Origin of the sequence: Sporosarcina thermotolerans, from assembly GCF_042658975.1 — a bacterium.
Taxonomy (GTDB): Bacteria; Bacillota; Bacilli; order Bacillales_A; family Planococcaceae; genus Sporosarcina; species Sporosarcina thermotolerans.
This window is the reverse complement of record NZ_JBHSRM010000001.1, coordinates 18484-32738: the sequence shown is the minus strand read 5'-3', so window position 1 is coordinate 32738 and position 14255 is coordinate 18484. Positions and strand designations below refer to the sequence as shown.

Annotated in this window: 13 protein-coding genes; 2 read left to right on the top strand and 11 right to left on the bottom strand. The window is 41.1% G+C overall.

All coding sequences use genetic code 11. The features are described 5' to 3' along the window. Positions 1-36 precede the first annotated feature (36 nt). Positions 37-1308: a DUF4145 domain-containing protein gene (locus ACFPZG_RS00170; protein ID WP_283733446.1), complete on the top strand. Its 1272-nt coding sequence runs from the start codon at positions 37-39 to the stop codon at positions 1306-1308. A gap of 24 nt (positions 1309-1332) precedes the next feature. Beyond that, a complete protein-coding gene (locus ACFPZG_RS00165) occupies positions 1333-2292 on the top strand; it encodes a hypothetical protein (protein ID WP_283733445.1) in 960 nt (319 codons plus the stop codon). Between the two features lie 223 nt (positions 2293-2515). Here the strand turns inward: ACFPZG_RS00165 and rlmH are convergent, their stop codons facing one another. The 11 genes from rlmH to rplI form a co-directional block, all read right to left on the bottom strand. Continuing rightward, the gene (gene rlmH, locus ACFPZG_RS00160) at positions 2516-2995 is read right to left on the bottom strand and encodes a 23S rRNA (pseudouridine(1915)-N(3))-methyltransferase RlmH (protein WP_317940435.1); all 480 of its coding nucleotides are present in this window, start codon (positions 2993-2995) and stop codon (positions 2516-2518) included. Between the two features lie 79 nt (positions 2996-3074). Then, positions 3075-3242 carry a CxxH/CxxC protein gene (locus ACFPZG_RS00155; RefSeq protein ID WP_381426361.1) on the bottom strand — a complete coding sequence of 56 codons (168 nt, stop codon included), beginning with the start codon at positions 3240-3242 and terminating at the stop codon, positions 3075-3077. 192 nt (positions 3243-3434) lie between these two features. Continuing rightward, on the bottom strand, positions 3435-4700 hold the full coding sequence (locus ACFPZG_RS00150) for a S1C family serine protease (protein ID WP_283733443.1): 1266 nt from the start codon (positions 4698-4700) through the stop codon (positions 3435-3437). Between the two features lie 306 nt (positions 4701-5006). Further along, complete coding sequence (locus ACFPZG_RS00145; RefSeq protein WP_283733442.1) at positions 5007-5795, bottom strand: MBL fold metallo-hydrolase; 789 nt, start codon at positions 5793-5795, stop codon at positions 5007-5009. A 12-nt stretch (positions 5796-5807) separates the two neighbouring features. Then, positions 5808-6635, bottom strand: coding sequence for a two-component system regulatory protein YycI (locus tag ACFPZG_RS00140; RefSeq protein ID WP_317940434.1), 828 nt, complete (start codon positions 6633-6635; stop codon positions 5808-5810). Continuing rightward, positions 6622-7944, bottom strand: a complete 1323-nt coding sequence (locus tag ACFPZG_RS00135; RefSeq protein ID WP_283733441.1) for a YycH family regulatory protein — start codon at positions 7942-7944, stop codon at positions 6622-6624. The genes ACFPZG_RS00140 and ACFPZG_RS00135 overlap by 14 nt, the downstream gene beginning before the upstream one ends. Continuing rightward, on the bottom strand, positions 7935-9752 hold the full coding sequence (walK, locus tag ACFPZG_RS00130; protein WP_317940433.1) for a cell wall metabolism sensor histidine kinase WalK: 1818 nt from the start codon (positions 9750-9752) through the stop codon (positions 7935-7937). The genes ACFPZG_RS00135 and walK overlap by 10 nt, the downstream gene beginning before the upstream one ends. Before the next feature lie 5 nt (positions 9753-9757). Continuing rightward, the gene (gene yycF / locus ACFPZG_RS00125) at positions 9758-10468 is read right to left on the bottom strand and encodes a response regulator YycF (protein ID WP_283733440.1); all 711 of its coding nucleotides are present in this window, start codon (positions 10466-10468) and stop codon (positions 9758-9760) included. Positions 10469-10710: 242 nt separating this feature from the next. After that, the gene (locus ACFPZG_RS00120) at positions 10711-12177 is read right to left on the bottom strand and encodes a M23 family metallopeptidase (RefSeq protein ID WP_317940432.1); all 1467 of its coding nucleotides are present in this window, start codon (positions 12175-12177) and stop codon (positions 10711-10713) included. 257 nt (positions 12178-12434) lie between these two features. Beyond that, complete coding sequence (gene dnaB / locus ACFPZG_RS00115) at positions 12435-13790, bottom strand: replicative DNA helicase (protein WP_317940431.1); 1356 nt, start codon at positions 13788-13790, stop codon at positions 12435-12437. Positions 13791-13806: 16 nt separating this feature from the next. Further along, positions 13807-14253, bottom strand: coding sequence for a 50S ribosomal protein L9 (gene rplI / locus ACFPZG_RS00110; protein WP_283733438.1), 447 nt, complete (start codon positions 14251-14253; stop codon positions 13807-13809). Positions 14254-14255 lie beyond the last annotated feature (2 nt).

Below are 14255 nucleotides of genomic sequence, written 5' to 3'. Positions count from 1 at the left end.
TTTTATCGTATTTGTTTGAAAAGGCGGAGAGAGAATATGGAAAATAACATTGATGAATGGAGCCCCATGCGTTCTTTAGATAAAATACTGTTTTGGATGGGGATGCCTTTTATATTAGTGATGTTGATGGCTCTGTTTGTAGATTGGGATCAATTTGCACAGAATACTTTGTTTCTATTTTTAGGGCACTCCTTTCTTTTATTGTTCATGATAGGCGAAAAAAAATTGAGACTTGAAAATGAGAGAAGTCAAACGTTAATTTTCTTTGCTTGGCTCCTATTCGGATTTGGATTAGCCTGTTTCTTATGGAACGTGGTTATTGGTGCGATTGCCGGATTGATTGTAGCCATTTTAGCAATTAAGTGGAAATTAACGACAAATTCCATATCATTCCTACTATGGATTGGATGGATTTTGAATATGTACGCCAGTTTTACCTCTCCGGTTGGATTTATGGATAAATTGATTTTCTTATTTTCTCCAAACGTTTGGCAAGCGAATGTGTTGAAACTTGGACTTGTCACTTTAGTTAGTATTTTGATTTTGGCTGTTGCTTCAATTACAGGGGCAAAGAACCAACAAGAACAAAAGAAAACAAGTTCAAACAACATGATAGATCCGGAATTAAAGGAGAATCCACATCGGGTATCCCTTATTTCTGATCGAGAGGCGATTAAAAAAATTCATAAAGGGTTAGAGGAGGTTGCACAAAGATTAAATATGAATTTAACCTCAGATGCTACCACCAGGCTTCGCCTTGTCTCAGAAGAGTTTACGAAGCAAATATCTATTCACAATAACTTATCATTAGAAAAAATTGAACAATATAGACGCATAAAATATTTATATGATAAGGAATATATTTCCAATGAATTGTATCATCTTCTATCTACGATTAGAACACTTGGAAATAAAGCCGCCCATGAACTTGGCGATGATGATCGTTTTAATAAAAATGGATTGCTTAAACTGCGCCACCAGTTTTTAGAACATCTGAATGAATGGGTAATACACGATCAAAACGAAGTGGCTGCAGCCCCAGAGGATGACTTTGCTTCGGACAGTGAATTTGAACAAATGTTTGATTATGAAGCTGATAAGTATGAATCCCTATATGATGAGGTTAAGTATAAGAAAGGAGATGAAGTAATTGATGAGGATGAGGATGATGAAGATGATGAGTGTAGAGATGATTATTTTGACCAGGATGACTACGCTGGGATAAAAGAAGAAGATGAAAAAATCCCACAGCGATCTTCGAACCCTATAGTACTTCCAAAAGAAATAAGAGAAAAAATGAAGTTCTAAAACGAGACTAAAGGGGGAGCATCTTTGGGAAATCTACTAAAATTCTTTATTATCGTGGGGATCCTTTTTATTTTTATTGGTTATGGTACAGATAAACTATTGCAAACATTCACTGGTGTGACCTATTTGCAGGGAGATACCATTGATAATGACGTTGTTTCCTTAAGAACCGGGATTACTGTGATTGAATATGACGATCATCTCTTAGTTAAGCAAAGCCCAGGCTATATTCGATTGTTCACAGCATTTAGTTACATAGATGATAAAGTGTCTGGTGGTCTTATTCTGGATTTCTTATCAAAGTTTCTTGAAATAGATATAAATTCGGATATTAGCACTTTTGATTTCTTGGCAATGTTATTAATCGCTTTAGTTCTCCCAGTTTTACTCGGTGCTATTTTCATATGGATATTAAAGTTAGTCGGGAAAAAAGTATTTAGAAGCTGGTTCTTTATCAGCACTTCTTTTGCCCTTCTGGCGTTATTTTTTGTTACATACAAGCCTATTATTGATCATTTAGCGACTGGTCGGATGCTGTTTGCTTATAATCATGCCGCAAGCGAAGCAACAATGGAAATCGTACAGAGTGCCATTGATAAAAAAACGGAAAATGGAAAACAGGAATTTTCCCTCTTATCCACTATTTTTCCAGCTAAACAGGAACAGAATGAGATCCGCCTTTATTTAGGCGATCAACTGAAAGCAATTGACAGCAGCCCAGAAAATGCAGCACCACCTAATTTGGTAAACATCTACCAGTCAGAACAATACCAAAAGGCGGATAAACTAGAACAGAAAAAGCTAGCGAAAGAGCAAATAAAACAAAATGCAAACGAAATAAGGAAACTCCTATTTTGGGTCTATTCCGGCGTAGACATGGGAAAAGGCAACTCCAACACTGAATTTAGCGCTTATTCCCAGGAACTAGTAAACTTATACTACAACAGGGACGGTGGATCCGTTCCCAACTCTGATCTTAAGTAAAAAACAGATAATATAATGGCCTTGTCCCTAACACGCTGCTCATTTGCGACAACGGCTATGTGGGGCCTGTCCTCCCCTATACAGGGGAGGGACCAGGCGTCGCAATCCTACGGCTATACCCTGTCAACATTATAGAGTTTCCAGATTGTTTTTTGAAACAAAGCTCCATAAACAATCCTCCCTGGCTTCATCACGAGCATATTTGCAAAGGAAAAAACCGCATTTACTTATGATACGGTTCTCCCCGCATAATTCGAAACCCTCGATAAACCTGCTCCAACAGTACTAATTTCATCAACTGATGCGGAAATGTCATTCTTGAAAATGATAATAACTCATCTGCCCGTTTCAGTACATCTTCATGTAGGCCAAGCGATCCGCCAATGACAAATACGACTTTACTACGGCCATATGTCATCAATGATTCCATCCCTGCAGCTAATTCCTCGCTAGTTTTCATCTTACCCTCGATTGCCAATGCAATTACGTAAGCGTCAGGACTGATCTTTGCAAGAATCCTATCGGCTTCCTTCTTCTTCACGATTTCCATATCTGCATCGCTCAGAGACTCAGGTGCTTTTTCATCTGCCACTTCGATGAGGTCGATTTTTGCATATGCACCGAGTCGTTTTGCATATTCATCGATTCCCATTTTTAAGTATTTTTCTTTTAGTTTACCAACTGACACAATTGTAATATTCACAGGGTTTTCCACCTTCTTTTAAATGTTATCCACATTACTTATGCACATATCCACACTTAAACCTATATGTTGTGCCCGATTATTCGTTCGCCACAATATACGTTGCGGGCGTGTCGCAGTAATCGCATTTTGTGGATAACTTTTCTTCTTCTTCGATTTTCTCCATTATCGGAAACGTTTCCTCTTGAGCAACAAACACATCAAGTGCATGGTTTATATGGGTTTCACAGCTATTTATTTTCATCATATACACTTCCTTCTTTCAATATTTTACAGACAAAGTTATGCACGGTTTTCTTTTCTTATCCACATGTGCAAAAACCATGCAGAAAAAAAAGGCAGTATAGCCGCTATTCAGCTATGCTGCCTGTTGTGGATAAGAAATATTACATCCCTGTCAAAATTGTAACATTCTCTGTCCGCTTTTTCGACATCTTAATCAGAATGTGTTACCATCTTTTAATTCCATTTCAATTTCTATTAGGTTTCCGGCACGGTACACTTTCATCTTCATCAGATCGCCAACTTCCTTGTCATTGTAAAGATGCTTCCTTAGCCCGACCATGTCATCTATTTTCTTTCCATCCATTTCAACAATCACATCATACTGCTTGACGCCTGCAACCTCAGCTGGTGTATTCCGCAATACTTGAGTAACGATCACACCATCCGTAACATCCTTAGGCAACTTCAAAACTTGTTCTTGCTGTGATGAAGGGACGTCCCTCAAATTCATGAGGCTGACACCCATTGTTGGTCGGTTGACTGTTCCTGTCATTTCAAGGTCCTTAATGATCGGAACAGCGATATTAATCGGGATTGCGAGGCCGATGCCTTCCACTGTTTCTTGGGTGATTTTCATCGAGTTAATGCCTACGAGCTGACCCGCCAGGTTGATAAGCGCACCGCCAGAGTTTCCGGGGTTGATGGCTGCGTCTGTTTGAAGGACATCAGCCTGCCAGTCAACAGTTCCGTTTTTATCAAAATCAATCGGAATTGATCTATCCTTTCCGGACACAATTCCCATCGTAACAGATCCCGCAAAACCGAGGCCGAGCGGATTTCCGATGGCAATGACTGTTTCGCCACGTTTCAATGCGTCCGAATCACCAAATTGAATGACCGTGTTCACTTGTGAACCGTCGATTTCAACTACTGCCAAATCTGTCCACATATCACTTCCGATCAGCCTTCCTTCCACTTTTGTTCCGTTATCAAATGTAATTTCAAGCCCTTCTGCATTTTCAACGACATGATGGTTCGTGACGATATATGCTTTGCCGCCTTCTTTTTTATAGATGACACCAGATCCACTGCCGGTCTCCCTTCTCGTTTCAGTGGAAGACCAGAAATTACGTACGGTTTGCAGGTTTGTAATTCCTACGACCGTGTCGGCCATTTGCCCGACGATATCCGTGACATCCGTATTGATGTCGACAGAGACCCTTTCACTTGTCAGATTGTCCACACCCGATTGCTCACGTTCGACTAATGGCGTGCCTTTGTCGTTCCCAGTTGTTGTATTCATTAAAAACCAGACAAGGAGTCCCCCGAGAATGGCTCCAAAAAGGGCGGGAAGAAATCCACCTCGTTGTTTCGGTTTTGGTGAACGGTTAGTGTAGCGCAATGGCTCCTCGCGCTCTTCAGGTTCATGAATAATCGGTTTTTCCTCTTCATTACGAGGACCTTGATTGAATTCGTCCATTCTCCTCTCCCTTTCTATATACAGTTACACTCACTCTACCCCATTATTTGTATTTAGAATCAAATGTATGAAGAACTTTTATTGAATTTGCGGGCTTTTTGGACGTGGGACCCGCATACTTGAGCGCGGGACCTGCTTACTTGAGCGCAACGCCCGCATACTTGAGCGCAGCATCTGCTTACTTGAGCGCGGAACCCGCTTACATGAGTGCGGAACCTGCTTACTTGAGCGCGACGACTGCTTACTTGAGCACGGTATCACCGTTAACAAAAAAACCTCACCCGAAGGCGAGGTTTTCAACATTTATTAAACAGTGACAAGCTCTGTCGGTTTTTCCGCATCGGTATCATACAAATGCACGAATTCACCTGTGCGGATCCCGCATGCTTCCAATGTTTGCGAAACACTCATCCTTGCGAGATCTTTCATATTATTATCCTTGCTAAGATGTGACAAGTAGATTCTTGTCTCTTTCTCAGCTACAACTTCACTCATCGCAATCGCGGCATCTTCATTGGAAACATGCCCGACGTCACTCAATATACGACGTTTAATGGACCATGGATATCTGCCCATTTGCAGCATGCTGACGTCATGATTACTTTCAAAAACGTATGCATCCGATGCTGCGATATGCCCTTTCATCCGTTCACTGACATATCCCGTATCCGTAATGACTGCAAGCTTCCGATTATTTTCATGAAATACATAGAACATCGGATCCGTTGCATCATGTGAAACGGCGAATGACTGAATATCAAGTGTCCCAAAGGTCATGGAGGTTTCCATATTGAAATGGAAACGTTGCTCCAACGGAATCTCGCCAACGAGACCATTCATGGCATTCCATGTTTTTTCATTGGCATAGATAGGAACCTTATGCCTTCGTGCCAACACGCCAATCCCTTTAATATGGTCGCTATGCTCATGGGTAACGAATATCCCGTCAACATTGGACATCGAACGACCGATGCTTTCAAGCTGTTGCTCCATCCTCTTTGCACTCAATCCAGCATCTACTAAAAATGCATGTTTATCAGTTTCAACATATATAGAATTGCCCGTACTACCACTACAGAGCACACTAAAACGCATGATAAAAACTCCTTATTCTTCTTCTTCCATAGGTTCTTTCGCTTCGGTTTTATCCAATTGGAACTCTATCACTTTACCTTCAATTGCATTGATAAAATAATCCTCAATTTTACCGTCCTTTAATTCTACACGAATATTCCAGGTTGGGGCAAATACTTGGGTTTCCGTTAACTGCATAAGTGATGAGTATCCTGCTGTCACACTTAACACTTTAGAATCCTGCTTCAAATACCCCCGCGTTGCCAAAGATCCGACTGCCTCGTCCTGTGTCAGTAAATCCTTCTTACGGTTATAGCTAATGAATTCCTTAAGCATTCGCTGTTCATACCGGGTAACCTCATAATCATCATCCCAATAAACGGTCAGCATGGCATTGGGGCTATAGAATATCGGTTCTCCGTCCACCTTTTGAAAGAAAATAGCCCTCTTTTCTTCCTTGTTCACTTCCCATAGTTCATAGTCCATTCCATTCAATACATATTTCGTAAGGAACTCCGGAAAATGATAATCCCCTTTTGAATTGCGGATGGATATCGGAGTGCTCATCTCGGAAGTGATCCGTGTATTATCAGTGATTACAATGGACTGGCTTTTCAATGATTCCAATTCCTCTATTGTAAACATTTTAATATTGGCAGAGACATAGTAGAAATCATTTTTTGTCTCTTGCGAGAGATTGTAAGTGATATTCTCCTGTTTCATTATCTCTTCAATCGATGTTTTCCCGACTACTTGCACATTCAATGCATCGGTGTGCTGTTTTAGATATAAGGAATAAAGGAAAACGTTTAATATCGAAAAGACGACAATGAAAATGGTTTTCGTTTTATTCCAATCCAATCTGCTCACCTCCACTTTGATCAGGCAAATAGCGTATCCATTTCCCTTTCATCAAATAAAACCAGGCAGGCTCCATGATTAACGCCCGTTTTTCCAAGTCATGCCTCATCATATAGCCCAAAGTTATATCCTCAATTGATCCGAAGTCGTACTTATCGGACTTGCTCAGTGCATTAGCAATTTCCGTACCTGCAGGGAGAACCACTTCTTCATCCATTATTTTTACATCAAGGGTATAGTACGGCCTGATATAACGGAAAATCCGATTTTTACCATAATACTGAGCGATTTCCGTTGTCCCATTTTCGCTGTAAACTGGATAGCCATAATTGTACAGTTGGAACCTAACGATATGGGAAAAGGCATTGATGTATGAAAATCTGAATGTATCCGTCCACCCTCCATGCTCATTAATGGAATCGATAACGTCAAATAATAAGTCCGCGGGTGAAGTAGGTTCTCTACTCTCGGCAGCGGGATGGACGAAATTCAACATTTTCGACTCTGTATTAACAACTAACCGTGCATGATCATCCCCAAATTCCTCATGTGTCGCATCCACTTGGCTGCGTCTAACCGCATTCGGGTCGTTGAACAAGGCATCACGGAAGCGGGTAGGGCTAAGTTCTTCCTGGTAATACGTGCTTCGGTCCATATGAATCGGATCAACAGGAACGGCAATATAGGTCGGTTCCGGAACGTTCACTTCCGCGTACCTACTAAAATTCTCTCCTCCAAGGACAATTTCACGATAGGAATCCATCGGATCTCCAGGTGTAACTTTTCCTGAATAACGTAGTCCTGACGCACGGTTAATGAAATGAATTTCAAATGCAATCTCTTTTGGATTCCATTTCACGACCATTCGGTCAAAACTAAATGGAGGAATGTAACTATCCTCAATAGGTAAAATATCATCATATACTTGAAGGGGAACATCCCCTTGAAAATACATTGTAAATTGGTTCGTTTGCTGGAAAAAGGACTTCATCTGTTCCTTATTCATCTCGGTTGAATGATAGACCAACTGGGAAACTTTCCAACTGCTCATTTCATTCAACACGCCTTCAATATCGTCCGAGTCGGTTGTACCTCTGAGCATCTCATCATACTTTATCAAAAATTTATACGGCTTAATGAGATCCTTCACTTTCTTTCGCTCTCCAATGGAGATGTCCACTGTCGGGGAAGGTTCAATCGGATCTAACCTTGGTGTATACGTCCAAATTGAGAAGGTGAAGGTGGCACTCAATAGAACGAGCAATAGTAATATGATCGATTTAATCGGTTCAATATACTTCAATCCCATTCACCATCCTCTTGTTGTTCAAAAGGCAACGTAAAGAATATGGTTGTCCCTTTCCCTTCTTCACTTTCAGCCCATATTTCCCCGCCATGTGCAACAATCATTTCCCTGGCGATGGCAAGTCCCAAGCCTGTTCCGCCCATTGCCCGAGATCTTGCCCGGTCTGCACGGTAAAATCTTTCAAAGATGCGATTGACGTTTGCTTTCGGGATTCCCATTCCGTCATCAGAGACCATCACTTTAATAAATGTCCCCGAAGTTGTCACTCCGAAACGGACATCTCCTCCATCAGGGGAGTATTTAAGTGCATTGGAAATGATATTGTCGATGACTTGTGTCATTTTATCGGTATCAATTTCAACAAACATATCAGTCGTAGACAATAATCGCTTGAATTCCACCTTTTGCGACTTAGAGAATTCAAAACGCTCGATAATCGAGTTGAAGAAATGATTGAACTCTACCCATTCGGTGTTCAATTCGTATTCTTTACTATCCATTCTTGAAAGTTTCAATAGGTCATTGACAAGTCGGATCATTCGCTCCGTTTCGGTTTGTGTCACTCGAAGGAATGATGGAGCAATCTCTTCATTCTTCCAAGCACCTTCTGCAAGAGCATCCAAATAGCTGCGCATCGTAGTTAATGGGGTACGAAGTTCATGGGAAACATTCGATACGAATTCCCGTCTTTCCATATCAATTTTTTCCTGTTCCGTATTATCATGAAGGACTACGATGAGGCCATTTACGAAACCGGTTTCCCGCTGTGTCACTGAAAATGTTGCCCGAAGTATATAGGGTGTTTTTTCAGTACTGAAATCGAGCGCAATGGAATCTTTCATCTGAATGAGATCTTCAAATGTGTAGTCTTGCTCCAAGCCTAAAATGGTTGCAATAGGACGGTTCAATACGAGATCACGTGTCATGCGCAACATCAATAGGGCTGAGTCGTTTATAAGGCTGACACGGCCTTTTCGATCCGTAGAAATGACACCATCAGTCATATTTTCAAGCACCGATGCCAATTTCCTCTGTTCACTTTCGGTTGTCGATTGCGACTCTTGAAGTTGGTTCGTCAAATGGTTAAAGGCAATTGCCAGTTGCCCCATTTCATCATTTCCATAAACATGTACCTTCCTCGAGAAATTCCCCTGTGCCATCGCTTGTGCTTGGCGTCTCATATCTGAAATGGGTCTTGTGAAGGTCTGCGCTATGAAAATACCAACGATGATTGTGATGGTTAGCGAAACCGCTACCCCACCCGCAAGTATTTGGTTAATCTCATCAATTTGCTTAAACACTTTTTCAATATTAGCCGTTACATAGAGTGCCCCAACCACTTCTTTATTGTTCATGATTGGAGTTACACGCACCATGACACGTTTTCCCATGTCGAGATTAATCATATCCGAGATAGATTCAGAGGAAATTGACCGTCTTACACTATCCTCCATAGAACGCTGGCCGACTAATGATTGATTGTCCAGCACTGATGTTGCACGAATCCGGTACTTTGAATCGATGACGCGGATTTCGTTTATATCTTCCGAGTTGAATCCCGAAAGGACAGCACGGAGACTTTGTTCAATTGTTGGATCATCAGGTGAACGGTCCTTTATCAATTCCTCACGCACACTGAATTCAACAAGGTTCATCCTGTCGACAACGGAATTCGTAAAGTTTGCCTTTAATGTGGTTTCAAGTTCCCTCGCGAAATAAAGCCCGATAATCTGCATTGCTACAATAATCAGCATGATATAGATTAGTATGAATTTAACGTGGATGGATCGAAAAAAACCGACTTTCTGCATTTCATTTACTCCTGTTCTGGGTCACGCAAATAATAACCGACACCACGTCTTGTTACAATCCAAGTTGGGTGACTTGGTGTGTCCTCAATCTTTTCGCGCAAGCGTCGTATCGTGACATCGACAGTTCGCACATCGCCGAAGTAATCGTAGCCCCATACTGTTTGCAATAGATGCTCTCTTGTCATCACTTGTCCGATATGCTTAGCCAAATAATGGAGTAATTCGAATTCGCGGTGCGTCAACTCAATCGACTCTCCACGCTTTTGTACTAAGTAAGCGTCAGGTTGAATGACAAGGCTACCAACTGTGATTTCATTAGTTGCCTCTTCCTGCTCCTCCGATATTGTTTTTGAATGTCTGCGCAGATTCGCCTTTACCCTTGCGATCAATTCACGTGTACCGAAAGGCTTTGTCACATAATCATCCGCACCTAATTCCAACCCCAATACCTTATCGATTTCCGAATCCTTTGCTGTCAGCATGATGATTGGAAAATCATACTTCTTCCTTACTTCTCTGCAGACCTCCATACCGTCTCGCTTCGGAAGCATAATATCCAAGAGCATAATATCGGGCTGCACTTCTTCCACCTTTTCAAGCGCCTCTTCCCCATCATAAGCACAATAAACGGTAAAGCCTTCTTTCTTTAAATTAAACTCTAATATATCTGCGATTGGCTTTTCATCATCTACTACAAGAATTGTTTTGTTTTGCATAATCCATTTCCTTTCTCGCCCGGTTGCGTCCTTTTTGTTCTATCACTTTATCATTTCTTATACAATTAAGCATTTAAATTGCTACAATACTACATTTGGCCCTCTATCTATATTCTATGCAAACCTTCATATTACCTTCTAAATATTTCCCGCCTTTTAATCATTATTTCCCGGGAAAACAAATGTTGATAAAAAGGAAAAAGAGACGGTACAGAATACTGTAGCGTCTCCATCCCTATTCATTATCTTAACACAGATAACGGATTGATATTGGAACCGTTCTTATACACTTCGAAATGAAGATGCATACCCGTTGAACGTCCTGTGGACCCCATAACACCAATTTTTGTTCCTTTAGGAACAGTTTGTCCCACTTTTACATCCATTTTAGCCAAGTGGGCGTATAACGTCTTATACCCATTATTATGTGTAATGATAATCCTGTTTCCGTAGGTACCGTGTCTACCGACATTCGTAACTACTCCATTATCCGCTGCAAAAATTGAGCGAGAGGATGGGCGTGCAATATCGATGCCTTGATGAACCCTTCCCCATCTTTTACCCATCTGACTGGATACATATCCTCCGTCAGCAGGCCACATGAATTTCCCGGTTCCACGAGATGGAATAACTTTCGTTCCGACTAATGTTATTTCAGGGACCGATTCAACTAAAACATCCTCTTCAACAACAGATCTGCCGATTACATTCCCATTTCTCATTCGGGTTAATTGTGTGACCGATTTTTTACCGTCCGATCCCTTTTGTTTTAACTTTTTCTCACCTTTAAACTGGGATTCGTCCTTTTCGGTCAACTTACTAAATTTAATTGTTTCTACTTTCTTGGATTCATAATGTGCTTCAACTTCGACGAGAGGCTCAAGTACAGTTACATTAAGTTCCTGACCAATTTGTAATAATGAATTTTCAGTAACTCCTGGATTTTGCTCCATTAGTTTAGCGGTAGTCATATTATGAGCACTCGCTATTTTCCCCAATACGTCCCCTGCTTGAACTTCATACTTCTTATCTTCCAATGTTCCTTTGTTTAGAAGAGTTACAATCTCTTGTACACTTCTTACACTCTCAGGTTCCACTTGCCCTTTCACTGGTTGTAAGTCTGCACTGAAGTGGATTTTTACAAGTCGTGTTTCATCTTCTTTCAAAGGTGGTATAGGTTCAGTAGATTGGTTGCGGGCTTCGAATTCTGCAAGTTCCTCTTGAGAGACTGTTTGCAGTGTAAGCGTCTGGATCACTTCATCGTACTCGGCCATATCTTTGACGTAGAGTGATGTTTCTTCATCAATTTTAATGCCAATTGCTTCTGCTTCAACAGTTAGCATGTTTTGAAGTTTGCCAAGAACTTGTTTGTCATCTGTTTCCACTGTGAATACATTTTCTGGGACAACAGACAGCTCAGTCCCTATTGTTAAGGGAAGACCATCAAAATCTTCGGCCGCTTTCTGAAGCTTATTTTCCGTAAGTTGTTCTATTTGCTTCTCGTCAGATAGCATTCCAACATACTTGCCATCTGAATAGACATGATATACCGTATGTATGGATGCATCTTCAGCTTTTTCGAATGCAAACCCCGATCCAATTCCAATCGTTGCAAATAAAGTGGCTGTGATAATACCTACCTTTTGCAATCTTCTATATATGAAATTACTACTTTTATCTTCCTTCTTTTCTTTCCTGTTGAAAAACATCGTTTAAGACTCCTTCCGATTAGGTGTCAATAAAGCACCCATCATACTGAAAGTTTTCACGCTTCTCTAATTTAACACATTCGCAAGCTTGCTTGGCAAAATCCGACACTTTGTAATGAAACTGTGATATTGTATCCAAATATTCTTAGTATTTTCCAAATATTAGGTTGAAATATGTAATATTTTGCTTGATCATAAAGTCCCAAAATAATTAAAAGCCTTGATTTACCTGACACACAGGAAAATCAAGGCTTCTATCATTGATAGGACGACATTTCATGCTGACTCCAATCGATATTCAAGAATTTATTATATTCCTTCGCGAAAGCAAGAGTTACAGTACCTGTTGGGCCATTACGTTGTTTTGCAATGATGATTTCAATCATATTCTGATTCTCTGTTTCTTTATCATAGTAATCTTCCCGGTAAAGGAAAGATACAATATCCGCGTCCTGCTCAATACTTCCTGATTCCCGCAAGTCAGACATCATCGGGCGTTTATCCTGACGTTGTTCGACACCACGGGAAAGCTGGGAAAGTGCAATGACAGGTATTTTCAATTCCCGCGCTAACGCCTTCAAGGACCGTGAGATTTCAGATACTTCCTGCTGACGGTTCTCGCCCGAACGACCACTTCCCATAATAAGCTGAAGATAATCGATCATAATCATGCCAAGACCATGTTCCTGTTGAAGCCGTCTGCATTTCGAACGGATTTCATTAATACGGATACCGGGTGAATCATCTATAAAGATTCCAGCATTAGAAAGTGACCCCATCGCCATCGTCAATTTTCGCCAATCTTCGGCCTCCAAATTACCCGTACGCAACACCTGAGCATCAATATTCCCTTCGGCACAAAGCATACGCATGACGAGCTGTTCCGCACCCATCTCCAAACTGAAGATCGCAACGTTTTCATCCGTCTTTGTTGCCACGTTTTGTGCCACATTTAATGCGAATGCCGTTTTACCGACGGAAGGTCGGGCAGCTACAATAATAAGGTCATTACGCTGGAAGCCAGCAGTAATCTTGTCCAAATCCCTGAAGCCCGTCGGAATACCTGTGACATCCCCTTTTCTTGTATGGAGAAGTTCGATATTATCGTATGTCTCTACAAGCACATCTTTTATATGTTTAAAGTCTCCGGCATTCTTTCGGTTGGAGACTTCCATGATCCTTTTCTCGGCTTCTGAAAGGACCGCTTCTACTTCATCCTCTTTCGTGAAGCCTTCTTCGACAATATTTGTTGCAACCCGTATAAGACGTCTTAAGATGGCTTTCTCTTCAACGATTTTCGCGTAATACTCAATATTTGCTGCTGTTGGCACCGCGTTAGCGATTTCAGTCAAATACGAGATCCCGCCGACGTCCTCCAATTCCTTCTTAGCAGAAAGTTCTTCAGTGACAGTAACTACATCAATCGCTTGTCCTTTATCACTTAAAACAAGCATTGTATTGAAGATTTTTTCATGCGCCGTCCGGTAAAAGTCATCTGGTTGAAGAAGTTCGGAGGCCGTAATTAGTGCCTCCGGTTGTAAAAAGATTGCACCTATGACTGACTGCTCTGCCTCATTGTTATGCGGGGGAACGCGATCATACATCTGATCCATCAATTATCGCTCCCTATCACTCTTCTGTTACATGGACCTTTAGCGTAGCTGTAACTTCTGAGTGCAATTTAATCGGCACATTTGTATACCCAAGTGACCGAATTGCATCAGGCAGTTCCATCTTACGACGATCCACCTTGATTTTATGATTTTTTTCTAAAGCATCAGCGATTTGTTTAGTTGTGATGGATCCGAAAAGACGACCGCCTTCTCCGGATTTTGCTTTCATTTCAACTGTTTTTTCATCAATAAGTTCTTTCAACTTTTTCGCTTCTGCCAATTCCTGTGCTGCATCTTTTTCAGCACGTTTTTTCTGGCCATCAAGCTGACTTAGATTTGCAGGTGTTGCTTCAATTGCCAACTTGTTTTTCAATAGAAAGTTTTGTGCATATCCTACTGAAACTTCTTTTACCTCACCTTTTTTACCTTGCCCTTTAACATCTTTCAATAAAATTACTTTCATCG